The organism is Herbaspirillum huttiense (assembly GCF_047300815.1).
Taxonomy (GTDB): Bacteria; Pseudomonadota; Gammaproteobacteria; order Burkholderiales; family Burkholderiaceae_D; genus Herbaspirillum; species Herbaspirillum huttiense_A.
Map to the genome: position 1 here is coordinate 1,930,833 of NZ_CP178608.1, position 13,877 is coordinate 1,944,709.

Here is a 13,877-nt window from a genome sequence, read left to right on the forward strand (position 1 = left end):
CGCGGGATCGTTGCAGCTCTACGCCGCCACCCGGCGGTAGCCGCTTCTTGGGAAATACAATGGACATCCTCTTACAACTGGTCTTCTCCGGGATCGCGCTGGGCATGATCTATGCCGTCATCGCCTTCGGTTACCAACTGACCTTTGCCACGTCCGGCACGCTTAACTTCGGCCAGGGTGAAGCCCTGATGCTGGGCGCGCTGGTCGGGCTCTCCGTGGTGGGCAACATCCACGGCGGGCCTTATCTCAACTACTGGCTGATGATTCCCATCGTGCTGGTCTTCGGTGCCCTGCAGGGCATGTTCGTGGAATGGATCGGCGTGCGTCCGGCCATCAAGATCAAGTCCGAATTCGGCTGGATCATGTCCACTATCGCGCTGGCCATCATCTTCAAGAACGTCGCCGAGAACATCTGGGGCAAGGACGACCTGCCGTTCCCGTCGCCCATCTCCGGCACACCCTTCCAGGTCTTCGGTGCCAACGTGCAGCCGATGCAGGTGCTGGTGGTGATCGGCGCCTTGCTCATCATGGCGGCGGTCGAATTGTTCAATCGCAAGTCGATCTACGGCAAGGCCGTGGTGGCCACCTCCAACGACCGCGATGCGGCGGGGTTGATGGGCATCAATACCAGCATGGTGATCACTTTTTCATATGCCCTGTCTTCGGCCACTGCCGCCTTCGCTGGCGTGCTGGTAGCACCGCTGACGTTGACCGGCGCCACCATGGGTGCAGCACTGGGCCTTAAAGCCTTTGCCGTGGCCATCATCGGCGGCCTGACCTCGGGCATGGGCGCCATCGTGGGCGGCCTGATCCTGGGTGTGGCCGAGACCGTGACCGGTTTCTATATCTCGACCGGTTACAAGGAAGTGCCCGGGCTGGTGCTGCTGCTGCTGGTCCTGGCGGTGAAACCTGCAGGCCTGTTCGGCAAAACTGCGATCAAGAAGGTCTGATGCCATGAACAAGAAAATCCTGCTGCTGTCCTTGCTGGGCATCGCCGCGCTGGGCGGCATTCCCATGGTGGTGCACAACCCGTATTACCTGCACCTGATCGAAACCATCCTCATCTACGCCATCCTGCTGTTCGGGCTCGATATCGTGGTCGGCTACACCGGCCAGGTCTCGCTGGGCCATGCGGGCTTGTTCGGCATCGGCTCCTACGCGGCTGGCGTGCTGTTCTTCAAGCTGGGCCTGCCGATCTTCGTGACGATCCCGGCAGCCATTGCCGTGACCGCCGTCTTCGGTGCCATCCTTGCGCTACCTGCGCTGCGCGTGACCGGGCCTTACCTGGCCATGGTGACGCTGGCCTTCGGGACCATCATCCAGATCCTGATCAACGAGATGACCTTCCTCACCGAAGGCCCGCTTGGGATCAAGGTCGCCAAGCCGCTGCTGGGCGGCGAGAAGATGAACGAAGTGCAGTTCTTCTACCTGGTGGCAATCCTGATGGTGATCTCGATGCTGGTGGTGCATCGCATCCTCAAGTCCAACCTGGGCCGTGCCTTCCAGGCGCTGCGCGACAGTCCGATCGCCTCGGACTGCATGGGCGTGTCGGTGTATCGCTACAAGGTCTATGCCTTCATCATCAGCGCGGCGCTGGCCGGTTTGTCGGGCGCTTTGTATGCGTATTCGGAAGAGTACATCTCGCCCAATACCTACAACTTCGAACTGACCATCCTGTTCCTGCTGGCGGTGATCATGGGTGGCCGCAAATCGCGTATCGGCTCGCTGATCGGCGCGTTGATCGTGGTGATGCTGCCCAGCCTGCTGTCTGACATCGCGCTGTTCCGTCAGATCGCGACCGTCTTGGCCGTGATCGTGGTGATCGGCGCCGGCGTGCAGCTGGCCAAAGGGACCAAGACCGCGCGCGGCATCGCCGTGCCGGTGGTGGCAACCATCGCCATGGCGGCCTTCTCGTACAAGCTGGAAAACATCACCGACTGGCGCCTGACCATCTTCGGTCTGATGACGCTGTTCGTCGTGTATTACCTGCAGGACGGCATCGTCGGCTTCTGCCGCAGCCTGTTCGGCCGCATGCTGACCAAACACGTACCGGTGGCCCAGCAGATCGCCGGTGACAAGGAGCGCGCCGTCATCACCACCGACTCCGTCAAGGACGAGGGCGCCACGCTGCTGAAGGTCAACCAGATCCTGATGCAGTTCGGTGGCCTGAAGGCCTTGAACCGGGTTGACCTGGATGTGCGCAAAGGCACCGTGCACGGCCTGATCGGCCCCAACGGCTCGGGCAAGAGCACCATGATGAACGTGTTGACCGGCATCTATCGTCCTACCGATGGCGTGGTGGAATACGATGGCCGCCCGATCTCCGGCAATACGCCCTCCACCATCGCCCTGGGCGGCGTGGCGCGCACTTTCCAGAACGTGCAGCTGTTCGGTGAAATGACGGCCACTGAAAACGTGCTGGTCGGCCTGCATCACACCTTCAACAGCAACGTGGTCGACGTGATGGTCAATACGCCGCGCTACGTGCGCGAAGAGCAGGCCGCCCGTGAACGTGCAGCCGCCATCCTGGAGTTCGTGGGCCTGGCCAATCTGGCCAACGAGGAGGCGCGCAACCTGCCCTACGGCAAGCAGCGCCTGCTGGAAATCGGCCGTGCGCTTGGCCTGAACCCCAGCCTGCTGCTGCTCGATGAACCGGCCGCTGGCCTGACTGCCCCGGACATCAAGGAGCTCGTCGCCATCATCCGCAAGATCCGCGAAGCCGGCATCACCATCATCCTGATCGAACACCACATGGACGTGGTCATGTCGATCTGCGATACCGTCACCGTGCTCGACTTCGGACAGAAGATCGCCGAAGGCAAGCCGGCCCAGGTCCAGGCTGACCCCAAGGTCATCGAAGCCTACCTCGGCAGTGGCGCAGGCGATGCCCACGACAACCCACCCAGCCCCGCGGGAGCCTGAACATGCTGACCATTTCCAATCTGCACGCCGCTTACGGCAAGGTCGAGGTGCTGCATGGCATTTCGATGGACGTCCCCAAGGGCAAGGTGGTGACCCTGATCGGTTCCAACGGTGCCGGCAAGACCACCACCATGCGCGCCATTTCCGGCATGATCAAACCGAAGGGCGGGGAAGTCACGCTCGGCGGCAAGAACATCACCGGCCTGGATTCGCACCGCATCGCCCGCTATGGCCTGGCGCATTCGCCGGAGGGCCGGCGTGTCTTCGCCACCATGAGCGTGACCGACAACCTGCTGCTGGGTGCTTTCCCGCGCTTTACGCGGGCCCGCCCCAAGGGTGATATCGCGCACGACCTGGAACGCGCGCTGGAGCTGTTCCCGCGCCTGAAGGAGCGGCAGACGCAGCTGGCAGGTACCCTCTCGGGTGGCGAGCAGCAGATGCTGGCCATGGCGCGCGCGGTGATGTTGAATCCCGAAGTGATCCTGCTGGACGAACCTTCGATGGGGCTGGCCCCGATCCTGGTGGACGAGGTCTTCCGCATCATCGTGCGGCTCAAGGAGCAGGGCGTGACCATGCTGCTGGTGGAGCAGTTCGCCGCTGCCGCGCTCAATGTTGCGGACTACGGCTATGTGTTGGAGAATGGTAAGATCTCCGTACACGGACCCGCCGACAAGCTGCAGAACGACCCGGCGGTCAAGGCCGCCTATCTGGGCGGCGGCGCGCATCACTGAGCACTGCAAGCGAAGCAGCATCAGCCATGCGCCTGGCGTGATACTGGGGCTCGCACGTCGCGCAAGCTGATAGCGTGTCCGGTATATTGAGGGGGAGCCATACCCCCTTGAAGGCTGATTCAGGCGCACCTCCCGGTGCGCCTTTTTATTTCCAGTTCGTGCTGGTTCGCCAGGTCTGTCTGGCGTGGCCTGTTTGACCCGAGGAGCACGCATGTCCGAACGGCAGGAAGCGTTCATCGCGCAAGAGGGCGCACACCTTTACGCTGCCTTGTGGGGCGGGCCGCTGGCTGGGCGCACCCCGGTCGTGCTGCTGCACGATTCCCTGGGGGCGGTGGCGCTGTGGCGTGATTTCCCCGCCCGCCTGGCGCAATGTACGGGACTGCCAGTGATCGCCTACGATCGCGCAGGGTTCGGGCAATCCACTGCGCGCAGCGAGGCGCTGCCGGCAGACTTCATCGCGGCCGAAGCGCATGGATCCTTGCAGGCTGTGCTGCAGCATTTCGGCGTGGCGCAAGCCATTCTTTTCGGTCATAGCGTGGGAGGCGGCATGGCTGTATCCGCCGCGGCGCAGATGCCGCAGCGCGTGCTGGCCGTGATCACCGAATCCGCCCAGGCATTCGTTGAGGAACGGACCTTGGAAGGCATTCGCGACGCCCGCGCCAGCTTTGCCGACCCGGTCCAGCTGGCGCGCCTGGCGAAATACCACGGCAACGACCTGCAGCAGGCGCGCTGGGTGCTCTCGGCCTGGATCGATACCTGGCTCTCGCCTTCCTTTGCGCACTGGTCGCTGGCGCCCATGCTGGCCAGGCTCGCCTGCCCGGTGCTGGCACTGCATGGTGACCTGGATGAATTCGGTAGCCTGGCGCATCCGCGCATGATCGCCAGCCTGCCGTCGGCGTTCGCGGGGCAGGGCCAATTCCGGTTGCTGGCGCAATGTGGCCATGTTCCTCATCGGGAACGACCGGATCAGGTGTTGCTGGCGGTGAAAGATTTCCTGCTGCGGCTGGGCATCCTCTGACGCCGACGGCAGTCCCCTTTTTCTTCCGCCTGATGTGCGCGTTTCACGCGCCAAGGATCAGTCCACGGGATGCTGGCGGCGATAGGCCTGCAGGCCCAGCAAATACATCGTGCGCAAGAACAGCGCGCGCGAGCGGTAAGTTTGTTGCGCCAAGAGGGCAGCTTCCTCGAATTCCGCCTCATTTAATCGAAAATTCACCAGACGCGTCGCTCCTTTTGCGGGCTTGCGTTCGTTTTGTTGCCTGTGTGCCATAAGATGTCTCCTCGTTGTTGGACTGAAAGCAACATTCTAGGAGAGGTCCTTTTCATATGTCATCGAATAAAACTGAATTTTTGACAATACTTGGTGATCGCCTGGCTGAAGAGCGGGGCCGCTGTGGCCATACACAGAAATCGGTAGCCGACCAGCTCGACATCACGGCACGCACGCAAATCAAGTACGAGATCGGCGAGACCGCCCCGGACGCCTATTATCTGCACGGCCTGGGCGAGATCGGGGTGGATGTCACCTATGTGCTGACCGGCGTGCGGGGTACTACGCCCACCCAGCAGGAGAGTGAACTGATTGCCTGTTATCGTGCCGTGGATGTCACCCTGCGCAGCTCGCTCGTGCAGCTCTTGTCGGGCTTGTCGCAGATGTCGAAGTCAGCGAAGAAAAAGCGTGACCTGCCATCGGCCACCGAGGCCAAGCGTATCCGCCCGGGGCGGCAACGCAAGGTGCCGGCGGATTCGGCGCAGGGAGCAAGTGCCGAGCAATCCGACCCTGGCGCTTCCGCGCAGATGAGGGAGTGAGCAGCAGGCTGCAAAAAAGGCGGGTGCGAGGGCAGGGAGCGTGAGAGGCTGGAAATGATCGCGAGGGGCCCGATTCTTGAGCAGAGGAGTCTGAGGCCGGAGGTTCGCAGAAGCACGCAAAAGACGTGCAAAAACGAAAAAAGCACCACGATCGCTCGTGGTGCTTTTCGTTGTTGGTGGGGCGTCACAGATTCGAACTGTGGACCTACGGATTAAGAGTCCGCTGCTCTACCAGCTGAGCTAACGCCCCGTGGTGTTCCTGAAACGATCAGGTCAACCGGGAAGTGAAAAAGGCCTCGGTGCGGGAGGCCTTTTGAAATTTTGGTGGGGCGTCACAGATTCGAACTGTGGACCTACGGATTAAGAGTCCGCTGCTCTACCAGCTGAGCTAACGCCCCGTTGCTGCACTTCGTTGTTGCCTCAGTGCTGCAAGAGAGAGCGCATTATAGGAGGGAGGTCCGGGTGGCGCAAGCTTTTTTTGGGAAAAGATGAAAATATTTTATCTCTTAGGCGCCAGCGCCACGCCCGGCCTGGTTTTATGAAGCGGCGCGCTTACAAGCCCGCCTTGATCCCGTTGACCCAGGATTTGGCTGGCAGCTTGGTCTGGCTCTCGATCAAGGCGGCGCGCGCATACAGTTCGGGGAAATCGAAGGTCACCGCACCCTTGAAGGCCAGCGCCACCACGTTGCCGTCATGGACTTCAGGCAGCGAGACCACGGTATCGAAAGCGTATTCCATGGCCCGCAGGTTCTTGGCATAGCTGGGGTGGTCGCCAAAGAGGTTGACCGTCATCACCCCCCCGGGCGCGAGGCTGTCATAGCAGGCCTGGTAGAACTCGGGGCTGTCGAGCACCGGGCCACGCGCCGTGGCATCGTAGAGATCCACCTGGAGGGCATCAATGATGCCGTGGCTGGCTGCATGGACGATGAAGTCCATGGCATCGCTTTCGATGATCATCAATCGCTCATCCGGCTCGGGCAGCTTGAACATGCTGTGGCAGATGGCGATGACAGCCGGATTGAGTTCCACCGCCGTCACCTGTGCCTGGGGGAATTGCCGGTAGCTGAACTTGGTCAGTGCCCCGGTGCCCAGGCCGAGTTGGACGATGTGACGGGGCGTGCGGTTCAAGAGCATCCACGCCATCATCTGCTGGGCGTATTCCAGTTCGATCCAGTCGGGTTTGCGGATGCGCATGGCGCCTTGCACCCACTCGGTCCCGAAATGCAGGTAGCGCACGCCTTCCAGTTCGGAGAGGGTCACGGGGGCATATTTGGGCTTGCGCGGTTTGCTGGCGTCGGCCTCCAGCTGTTGGCGGCGACGATTGGGACCGGCCTTGGTATTGGCCTGGGCTTCGATGGATTTTCTTCGGATGAGCATGATATGAATGAAACGGCGCGGCAGCCGGGGAGGCTGCCTGCGGATGCCGAATGATACCTTGCCTTGGGAGCCTGCCAGTGGCCGCTGCGCGCTTTGCGCATATCGACATGCGAATTCATTCCTTCTGCCGGGCGCGCGCGCATGTGAGGATGCGGACCTCATCATTTCCGGAGTTACCATGCCATTGGCTGCAATCATCAAGCGTATCGCCGCCGCTGCTGCGCTGGCCCTGGTGCTGGCCCCGCACGGCGCCAGCGCGCAGGACAAGAACAAGATCAAGGTCGGTATCTCGGTCGGCAGTGCCGAAGCCATCTTCGAAGTCGTCAAGAAAGTCGCTGCCCGCGACGGCCTGGAGATCCAGACCGTGGTCTTCAGTGATTACCTCCAGCCCAATGCGGCCCTGGCCTCCGGCGACCTCGACGCCAACGCCTTCCAGCACCGTCCCTACCTGGAAAGCCAGATCGCTGCGCGTGGTTACAAGATCGTGCCGGTCGGCTTGACCATCACGGCGCCGCTGGGCATCTACTCGCGCAAGTTCAAATCGGTGGACCAGTTGCCCAACGGGGCGCAGGTTGGCATCCAGAATGATCCGTCCAACGGCAACCGGGCGCTCCTGTTGCTGCAGAAGGCTGGCCTGATCAAGCTCAAGCCGGGCGTGGGCGAAAACGGTGTCAACGCCACCCCGCTGGACATCATCGACAATCCGCGCAAGCTCAAGCTGATCGAACTGGATGCGGCGCAACTGCCACGTTCGCTGGACGACCTGGCGGCCGCCTCGATCAACAATGACTACGCCTACAAGGCCGGCCTGTCCCTGCAGAAGGACACCATCGCCGTGGAAGATCCGCGCGGCCGTTACGCCAACATCATTGCCACCCGCGTCGAGGACAAGGACAAGCCCTGGGCCAGGAAGCTGGTGCAGGCCTACCAGTCGGGGGAAGTGCGCAAGTTCATCGAGACCGAGTTCAAGGGATCGCTGGTGCCGGCGTTCTGAGCCCCGCCTCAAACAATGCTCTTTGCACCGCCCGCCGTCTGGCCGGGCGGTTTTTTTTTGTGTGTTTCCCGTCGGGGTGGTGCGCTGGCGGCCGGTGCTCCATTAAACTTGCGCCATGTTCAAGAACCTCATCCTCTGCCTGAAGCTGGCCATCGTCTTCTGCGCCATCGTGTTTTTCGCGAAGGCGTTACAGTATTTGATCTTCAATGGCGGGTTTTCGGGGGAGTTTTATGACTATCTGTTCTTCCGGAAGTGAAATCGGCCCGGCATTACCATGATGCGGAATCAGATCAGGTATTGCTGTAGCCATGACGAGGGGTCGGCATGCGCATCATAGTGACCATCGATGACGAACTCTATGAACGTGCCGTGGAACTGGCAGATTCTTCCATGGAAAAGGAGGACTTGTTCCGCGAGGCCATCAAGACCTTTGTGCGCGTCCAGGCAGCCAAGCGCTTGGCAGCCTTGGGTGGCACCATGAAGGCTATGGCCGACATTCCCCGGCGCAAGGAAATATCCGCTCGATGAGGGGCGGCATGCTGGGCCTTTGGCAGCCCTGATGGAGAGCGCCGGGATTCTCAATCAGTCCGTGTTGAATGAGTGATCGCGCGTTGCCAAGCTCTTCCAGCGGGCCAGCTTATCCTCATACGCCAACGCCGCATGCGCCGGACTGCTCGACGGCAACACCACCACCCGATAGTTTTCCGCCTTGGCACCCAGCGCCTTGATCCCGATCTTGCCGGCGGTACCGCCATTGAAAGCGATGGTCTCCAATGCCGGCAGCCTGGCGATCAGCGTCAGCAAGTCATTGCCGCTGTGATCCCTGATTTCGCTGTCGAGACTGCCGATGCGCCTGGCGTGGGCAATGACGTCCCACAGGCCGATGCGATGCTGCAGCAAGGTGGCAAGCCTGGCGGCATAGTCCATCGCGTAAAGGTCGACCCCGATTACTTCGCCCACCAGTCGCCAGAAGGCATTGCGCGGATGCCCGTAATACTGCCGGATCGCCAGCGAAGCCGTTCCCGGCAGGCTGCCCAGGATCAGGATGCGCGTATCCGGCGCCACCACCGGCGCAAAGCTGGCCAGCAAGGGATCATTTGTGGCGATATCGGCAGCGCGGGCAGCCTCAAGGACAGGCGAAGGGGCGGCGGCAGAGGAAGGGCGAGCAGGCATGGAAACGGCCAGGATGAAAAGAATTTCAGCAAGCGCTACCTGCTTCGCAGTGCGTGCACAATGGCGCGGCTGCAGAGGCGTCAGGCTTGCGGCAAAATGCACAAGAATTCACATCTTAGCGTAAGCTGCCTTGGCGTCACGCGCCGGGCCATTCATTCAAGGGAAACTGAACATGACAGATAAAGTCATCATCGTCACCGGCGGCAGCCGTGGCATCGGCGCGGCCACCGCGCTGCTGGCAGCTCAACGCGGCTACGCCGTGTGCGTGAACTACGTTTCCAACCGCGAGGCCGCCGAATCGGTGGCCGGGCAGATCCGCGCCGCCGGCGGCCGCGCCATTACCGTCGCCGGCGATGTCTCCAAAGAGGAGGACGTGCTGCGCCTCTTCACCACCACCGACCAGGAGCTGGGCCGCGTCACCGCCCTGGTCAACAATGCCGGCATCCTGGAACACCAGTCACGCCTGGAGGCCATGAGCGCCGAACGCATCACCCGGGTGCTCATCGCCAACGTCACCGGCAGCCTGCTGTGCGCGCGCGAGGCGGTCAAGCGCATGTCCACCCGCCACGGCGGGCAGGGTGGGGCCATCGTCAACCTGTCGTCGATGGCCGCCAAGCTGGGCGGCCCCGGTGAATACGTGGACTACGCCGCCTCCAAGGGCGCCATCGATGCCTTCACCATCGGTCTGGCCAAGGAAGTGGCCGCCGAAGGCATCCGCGTCAACGCCGTGCGTCCCGGCCTGATCTATACCGACATCCACGCCAGCGGCGGCGAAGCGGGCCGCGTTGACCGGCTCAAGGATGCCGTTCCCATGAAGCGCGGCGGCACCGCCGAGGAAGTCGCCCATGCCATCCTGTGGCTGCTGTCGGAAGAGTCTTCCTATGCCACCGGCACCTTCATCGACGTCTCCGGCGGCCGTTGAGGCTACGCCCGGCCATTGAGCGAGGAGCCCTCCATGGACAGCACCAGCACCGTCACCCCGCGCCGCATCGATGTGCTGCTGGCCCGCTATGCCGAGAGCCATCGCCATCCGATGAATGAACTGATCCACTGCATCTGTGTGCCGGCCATCGTCTTTGCGCTGCTGGGGCTGTGCTGGATCGTCTCGCCCGCCGTGGCCCTGCTGGTGGCTGCCACTGCGCTGGCCTGGTACCTGCGCCTGTCGCCACCCTTTGCAGTGGGCATGCTGGCCATGTCGGCGGTGATGCTGGTGGTGCTGGCGCGGCTGCCCCTGGGAGCGGTCCTGCCGGTATCGGCGACGGTGTTCGTGCTGGCCTGGGTCGGCCAGTTCATCGGCCACCGCATCGAAGGCAAGAAGCCATCCTTCTTCGAGGACCTGCGGTTTCTGCTGGTGGGGCCCTTGTTCGTGCTGGCCTTGCTGTACCGGCGTTGGCACATCGCCTACTGAAGAAGTCCTTGCGGGAACGAATGCCGACGCGCGGCCTCTTTGTATTAAGATGTAAAGGAATGTGTGCTTGCGCGCCAGATGCGCGATCATGTTGCGTTCGCGCGGACGCTCGAATCCCCCCGCCGCCCGGAGACGGGCCAAATAGTTCTCAGTCGGAGTTTTTAGTATGAAGAAATTGCTTTTGATCGCAGCCCTGGGCTCCCTGGTAGCCGGCTGCGCAGTGACCCCCAACTCGGCCAGCGTCTACAACACCCGCCAGGCGCAGGGTGAGCAGACGGTGCGCATGGGCGTGGTCGAGTCGATCCGCAACGTGACCATCGACAAAGGCTCGTCCGGCGTCGGTACCCTCGGTGGCGCAGCATTGGGCGGCATCGCGGCCGGTTCCAACATCGGTGGCGGCAATGGTGCCCTGGCGGCCGGTATCGTCGGCGCACTGGCCGGTGGTGTCCTGGGCAACCAGGCTGAAGCCCACCTGAACAACCGTCCGGGCCTGGAAATCACCGTGCGCCTGGATAACGGCGAGCTGCGGGCCATCACCCAGGATGCAGATGAACCTTTCCGCATCGGCGAACGCGTGCGCCTGCTCTCCAACGGCCGTACCACCCGCGTGACGCACTGATTTTTGCGAAGCGTATGAAGAAGCAGGGCTGCGGCCCTGCTTTTTTTCGGCCATTTCGCCTGTTGCTTCACCTCTCTGGCAGCGGACCTGCGATTTCCGAGAGGGCATCAGGAGCCAGCTGCCTCGTCCTTCGGCTCAGGCTTGCGCACCTTGAGCAGCCACATGTAGATCACCGTCTGCAACAGCGCCACGGTACTGCCGACGATGACTTCGCCCACCCGCATCAAGGCCAGGTGCAGTTCCTGGCTCAGGCCGTTGCCGGTGAAGGCGGCCGAGAGCAGGATCACCACGGTCGCCGGTCCCAGCCGCCAGTTGCTCGGATAGTTCTGCAGCAGCATGGCCACCACCACCGCTGCAGTCAGCGCCACCAGCATGGCCAGAAAGGTCGGCCCGAATACCACCAGCGCAATGCAGGAAACGATGCAGCCGGAAATCGTGTTGATCAGCCGCGCCCTGAAATTGGCCTTGGCCACCGTCATGTCCGGCTCGGTCACGATGATGAGCGAAATCATGGCCCAGTAGGGTTCCTCGATGCCCAGCGCACGCAGCCCGTACCACAGGATCAGGCAGCCGGAGAGGATCTTGACCAGATAGGCGAGGGCGTTCTTGCGGGGATTGATGAAGTGCAATTCCATAGGCCGATGTTAACCAGCCCGGATCGTGGCTGCAAGCCGATATGAATGAAAACGCCGCCTGCGAGTGTCCCCGCAGGCGGCGCTGCTGCCAGCAGGCCATGACGGCCTGCCGGCACGGTCCGGCAGATGAACGAACTTACTTGGCGGCCATGGCCAGCAGCATGTCGTTCAAGCGCTTCACGAAGCTGGCCGGATCGGCCAGTGCACCGCCTTCAGCCAGCAGGGCCTGGTCATACAGGATGTGCGACCAGTCGTCGAAGCGCGCCTCTTCGTACTTCAGGCGCTGCACCAGCGGGTGGTCCGGGTTGATTTCCAGCGTGGGCTTGGATTCCGGTGCCGCCTGGCCGGCTGCCTTCAACATGCGCACCAGGTTGCCCGACAGTTCGTTCTCGTCGGCCACCAGGCAAGCCGGGGAATCGGTCAGGCGGAAGGTCACGCGCACTTCCTTGGCCTTGTCGCCCAGGGCGGTCTTCATCTTCTCGACCAGTTCCTTGTACTCGGCTTGCGTTTCTTCATGCTGCTTCTTCTCGGCTTCGTTTTCCAGCTGGCCCAGGTCCAGGCCGCCCTTGGCCACCGAGGCCAGCTCCTTGCCTTCGAACTCGGTCAGGAAGGACAGCATCCACTCGTCCACGCGGTCCGTCAGCAGCAGCACTTCCACACCCTTCTTGCGGAAGATTTCCAGGTGCGGGCTGTTCTTGGCAGCCTGGTAAGTCTCGGCAGTGACGTAGTAGATCTTGTCCTGGCCTTCCTTCATGCGGGCCACATAATCGGCCAGCGAAACATTCTGCACATCGCTGTCGTTGTGGGTGGAGGCAAATCGCAGCAGCTTGGCGATGCGCTCCTTGTTGGCCGCATCTTCGCCGATACCTTCCTTCAACACCTGGCCGAACTCGGTCCAGAAGGTGGTGTACTTGTCCTTCTGTGCCTGGTCTTCGCTGTTGGCCAGCTCTTCCAGCAGGCTCAGCACGCGCTTGGCCGAACCGTCGCGGATGGCGCGCACGTCGCGCGACTCCTGCAGGATCTCGCGCGAGACGTTCAGCGGCAGGTCAGCCGAATCGATCACGCCCTTGACGAAGCGCAGGTACACCGGCATCAGTTGCTCGGCATCATCCATGATGAACACGCGCTTGACGTAGAGCTTGATGCCGCCGCGCTTGTTGCGGTCCCACAGGTCGAACGGGGCGCGCGCCGGGATGTAGAGCAGCTGGGTGTATTCGCTGCGGCCTTCCACGCGGTTGTGGGTGTAGGCCAGGGGAGCGCCGAAGTCGTGCGAGACGTGCTTGTAGAACTCTTCATATTGCTCCGGCGTGACCTCCGACTTGCTGCGGGTCCACAGGGCGCTGGCCTGGTTGACCGTCTCCAGCTCGTCCTTCTGCACGGTTTCCTTCTTTTCCTCATCCCATTCTTCCTTGTTCATCAGGATCGGCAGGGAGATGTGGTCGGAATACTTGCGGATGATGGACTTGAGTTGCCAGGCGGAAAGGAATTCATCTTCGCCTTCACGCAGGTGAAGAATGATGTCGGTGCCACGGCCCGGCTTGGTGATCTGCTCAATCGAGAAGTCGCCCGCACCTTCGGATTCCCAGCGTACGCCTTCAGAGGCAGGGGTGCCGGCACGACGCGTCTCGACCGTGATGCGGTCGGCGATGATGAAGCCCGAGTAGAAGCCCACGCCGAACTGGCCGATCAGGGCCGCATCCTTCTGCTGGTCGCCCGACAGGCGCGAGAAGAATTCCTTGGTGCCCGACTTGGCGATGGTGCCCAGGTGCGAGATGGCCTCGTCCCGGTTCATGCCGATGCCGTTGTCGGAGATAGTGATGGTGCGCGCTGCCTTGTCGAAACTGATCTTGATCTTCAGTTCCGGATCGTCCTCGAACAGGCTGCCATTGTTGATGGCCTCGAAGCGCAGCTTGTCAGCCGCATCCGAAGCATTGGAGACCAGCTCGCGCAGGAAGATTTCCTTGTTCGAATACAACGAGTGGATCATCAATCGCAGCAGTTGCTTGACTTCGGCCTGGAAGCCCATGGTCTGTTTTTCGGTTGCCATGTGGTTGTCCTTATTGAAGAAATGGATGAGTGAAATAGGCAGAGGTAATCGTCTGTGGGCAGGATATAGGGAGAGACTTGTGGTTTTTCAACCGCAATTTTTGGCATTTTTGTTCACTTCGTGAGCATTGGGGTATTTCCTGATGGCACGAAGCCAACAAGC

Annotated in this window: 16 protein-coding genes and 2 tRNA genes; 11 read left to right on the plus strand and 7 right to left on the minus strand. The window is 61.8% G+C overall.

The genetic code is table 11. The features are described from left to right. Positions 1–59: 59 nt before the first annotated feature. From ACLRDN_RS08820 to ACLRDN_RS08835, 4 genes are all read left to right on the plus strand, one after another. Entirely contained in the window at positions 60–950 is an 891-nt protein-coding gene (locus ACLRDN_RS08820) for a branched-chain amino acid ABC transporter permease (protein ID WP_039786681.1), read from the plus strand. Positions 951–954: 4 nt separating this feature from the next. Then, on the plus strand, positions 955–2,922 hold the full coding sequence (locus ACLRDN_RS08825; protein WP_413459822.1) for an ABC transporter permease subunit: 1,968 nt from the start codon (positions 955–957) through the stop codon (positions 2,920–2,922). Positions 2,923–2,924: 2 nt separating this feature from the next. Continuing rightward, the gene (locus ACLRDN_RS08830) at positions 2,925–3,653 is read left to right on the plus strand and encodes an ABC transporter ATP-binding protein (protein WP_034330243.1); all 729 of its coding nucleotides are present in this window, start codon (positions 2,925–2,927) and stop codon (positions 3,651–3,653) included. A 211-nt stretch (positions 3,654–3,864) separates the two neighbouring features. Next, a complete protein-coding gene (locus ACLRDN_RS08835) occupies positions 3,865–4,671 on the plus strand; it encodes an alpha/beta fold hydrolase (protein WP_413459823.1) in 807 nt (268 codons plus the stop codon). A gap of 57 nt (positions 4,672–4,728) precedes the next feature. Here ACLRDN_RS08835 and ACLRDN_RS08840 read toward each other — a convergent pair whose 3' ends face one another. Beyond that, positions 4,729–4,923, minus strand: coding sequence for a hypothetical protein (locus ACLRDN_RS08840; RefSeq protein WP_413459824.1), 195 nt, complete (start codon positions 4,921–4,923; stop codon positions 4,729–4,731). 80 nt (positions 4,924–5,003) lie between these two features. Here ACLRDN_RS08840 and ACLRDN_RS08845 point away from each other — a divergent pair, with 80 nt between their 5' ends. Next, entirely contained in the window at positions 5,004–5,462 is a 459-nt protein-coding gene (locus ACLRDN_RS08845; RefSeq protein ID WP_413459825.1) for a helix-turn-helix domain-containing protein, read from the plus strand. Positions 5,463–5,636: 174 nt separating this feature from the next. Here the strand turns inward: ACLRDN_RS08845 and ACLRDN_RS08850 are convergent. The 3 genes from ACLRDN_RS08850 to ACLRDN_RS08860 form a co-directional block, all read right to left on the minus strand. Further along, positions 5,637–5,712: transfer RNA gene (locus ACLRDN_RS08850), tRNA-Lys, on the minus strand. Positions 5,713–5,784: 72 nt separating this feature from the next. Further along, positions 5,785–5,860 (minus strand) — tRNA-Lys (locus tag ACLRDN_RS08855). 154 nt (positions 5,861–6,014) lie between these two features. Next, a complete protein-coding gene (locus tag ACLRDN_RS08860; RefSeq protein WP_413459826.1) occupies positions 6,015–6,839 on the minus strand; it encodes a spermidine synthase in 825 nt (274 codons plus the stop codon). A 178-nt stretch (positions 6,840–7,017) separates the two neighbouring features. On the opposite strand from ACLRDN_RS08860, the gene ACLRDN_RS08865 reads away from it, so the two are divergent. The 3 genes from ACLRDN_RS08865 to ACLRDN_RS08875 all read left to right on the plus strand — a co-directional run bounded on the left by ACLRDN_RS08865 (position 7,018) and on the right by ACLRDN_RS08875 (position 8,361). Further along, positions 7,018–7,833, plus strand: a complete 816-nt coding sequence (locus ACLRDN_RS08865; protein ID WP_413459827.1) for a MetQ/NlpA family ABC transporter substrate-binding protein — start codon at positions 7,018–7,020, stop codon at positions 7,831–7,833. 115 nt (positions 7,834–7,948) lie between these two features. Continuing rightward, on the plus strand, positions 7,949–8,089 hold the full coding sequence (locus tag ACLRDN_RS08870) for a hypothetical protein (protein WP_166675052.1): 141 nt from the start codon (positions 7,949–7,951) through the stop codon (positions 8,087–8,089). 68 nt (positions 8,090–8,157) lie between these two features. Beyond that, entirely contained in the window at positions 8,158–8,361 is a 204-nt protein-coding gene (locus ACLRDN_RS08875) for a type II toxin-antitoxin system VapB family antitoxin (protein ID WP_413459828.1), read from the plus strand. Positions 8,362–8,415: 54 nt separating this feature from the next. Here ACLRDN_RS08875 and ACLRDN_RS08880 read toward each other — a convergent pair whose 3' ends face one another. Continuing rightward, a complete protein-coding gene (locus ACLRDN_RS08880; RefSeq protein ID WP_413460370.1) occupies positions 8,416–8,922 on the minus strand; it encodes a DNA-deoxyinosine glycosylase in 507 nt (168 codons plus the stop codon). A gap of 256 nt (positions 8,923–9,178) precedes the next feature. On the opposite strand from ACLRDN_RS08880, the gene ACLRDN_RS08885 reads away from it, so the two are divergent. From ACLRDN_RS08885 to ACLRDN_RS08895, 3 genes are all read left to right on the plus strand, one after another. Then, the gene (locus tag ACLRDN_RS08885; protein ID WP_413459829.1) at positions 9,179–9,928 is read left to right on the plus strand and encodes an SDR family oxidoreductase; all 750 of its coding nucleotides are present in this window, start codon (positions 9,179–9,181) and stop codon (positions 9,926–9,928) included. Positions 9,929–9,961: 33 nt separating this feature from the next. Beyond that, the gene (locus tag ACLRDN_RS08890) at positions 9,962–10,414 is read left to right on the plus strand and encodes a DUF962 domain-containing protein (protein ID WP_413459830.1); all 453 of its coding nucleotides are present in this window, start codon (positions 9,962–9,964) and stop codon (positions 10,412–10,414) included. A 166-nt stretch (positions 10,415–10,580) separates the two neighbouring features. Then, on the plus strand, positions 10,581–11,033 hold the full coding sequence (locus ACLRDN_RS08895; RefSeq protein ID WP_413459831.1) for a hypothetical protein: 453 nt from the start codon (positions 10,581–10,583) through the stop codon (positions 11,031–11,033). A 107-nt stretch (positions 11,034–11,140) separates the two neighbouring features. Here the strand turns inward: ACLRDN_RS08895 and ACLRDN_RS08900 are convergent, their stop codons facing one another. Together ACLRDN_RS08900 and htpG are read right to left on the minus strand one after the other, a co-directional pair. Continuing rightward, positions 11,141–11,668, minus strand: coding sequence for an FUSC family protein (locus tag ACLRDN_RS08900; protein ID WP_259434769.1), 528 nt, complete (start codon positions 11,666–11,668; stop codon positions 11,141–11,143). A gap of 136 nt (positions 11,669–11,804) precedes the next feature. Next, positions 11,805–13,715 (minus strand): molecular chaperone HtpG, encoded by a 1,911-nt coding sequence (gene htpG / locus ACLRDN_RS08905; protein ID WP_413459832.1) that lies wholly within the window; start codon positions 13,713–13,715, stop codon positions 11,805–11,807. Positions 13,716–13,877: the final 162 nt, after the last annotated feature.

Excerpts from the sequence above, each read along its gene's own strand:
- ACLRDN_RS08820 (WP_039786681.1), top strand. The coding sequence starts at position 60 with ATGGACATCCTCTTACAACTGGTCTTCTCCGGGATCGCGCTGGGCATG.
- ACLRDN_RS08825 (WP_413459822.1), top strand. The coding sequence starts at position 955 with ATGAACAAGAAAATCCTGCTGCTGTCCTTGCTGGGCATCGCCGCGCTG.
- ACLRDN_RS08830 (WP_034330243.1), top strand. The coding sequence starts at position 2,925 with ATGCTGACCATTTCCAATCTGCACGCCGCTTACGGCAAGGTCGAGGTG.
- ACLRDN_RS08835 (WP_413459823.1), top strand. The coding sequence starts at position 3,865 with ATGTCCGAACGGCAGGAAGCGTTCATCGCGCAAGAGGGCGCACACCTT.
- ACLRDN_RS08840 (WP_413459824.1), bottom strand. The coding sequence starts at position 4,923 with ATGGCACACAGGCAACAAAACGAACGCAAGCCCGCAAAAGGAGCGACG.
- ACLRDN_RS08860 (WP_413459826.1), bottom strand. The coding sequence starts at position 6,839 with ATGCTCATCCGAAGAAAATCCATCGAAGCCCAGGCCAATACCAAGGCC.
- ACLRDN_RS08865 (WP_413459827.1), top strand. The coding sequence starts at position 7,018 with ATGCCATTGGCTGCAATCATCAAGCGTATCGCCGCCGCTGCTGCGCTG.
- ACLRDN_RS08870 (WP_166675052.1), top strand. The coding sequence starts at position 7,949 with ATGTTCAAGAACCTCATCCTCTGCCTGAAGCTGGCCATCGTCTTCTGC.
- ACLRDN_RS08875 (WP_413459828.1), top strand. The coding sequence starts at position 8,158 with ATGCGCATCATAGTGACCATCGATGACGAACTCTATGAACGTGCCGTG.
- ACLRDN_RS08885 (WP_413459829.1), top strand. The coding sequence starts at position 9,179 with ATGACAGATAAAGTCATCATCGTCACCGGCGGCAGCCGTGGCATCGGC.
- ACLRDN_RS08890 (WP_413459830.1), top strand. The coding sequence starts at position 9,962 with ATGGACAGCACCAGCACCGTCACCCCGCGCCGCATCGATGTGCTGCTG.
- ACLRDN_RS08895 (WP_413459831.1), top strand. The coding sequence starts at position 10,581 with ATGAAGAAATTGCTTTTGATCGCAGCCCTGGGCTCCCTGGTAGCCGGC.
- ACLRDN_RS08900 (WP_259434769.1), bottom strand. The coding sequence starts at position 11,668 with ATGGAATTGCACTTCATCAATCCCCGCAAGAACGCCCTCGCCTATCTG.
- htpG (WP_413459832.1), bottom strand. The coding sequence starts at position 13,715 with ATGGCAACCGAAAAACAGACCATGGGCTTCCAGGCCGAAGTCAAGCAA.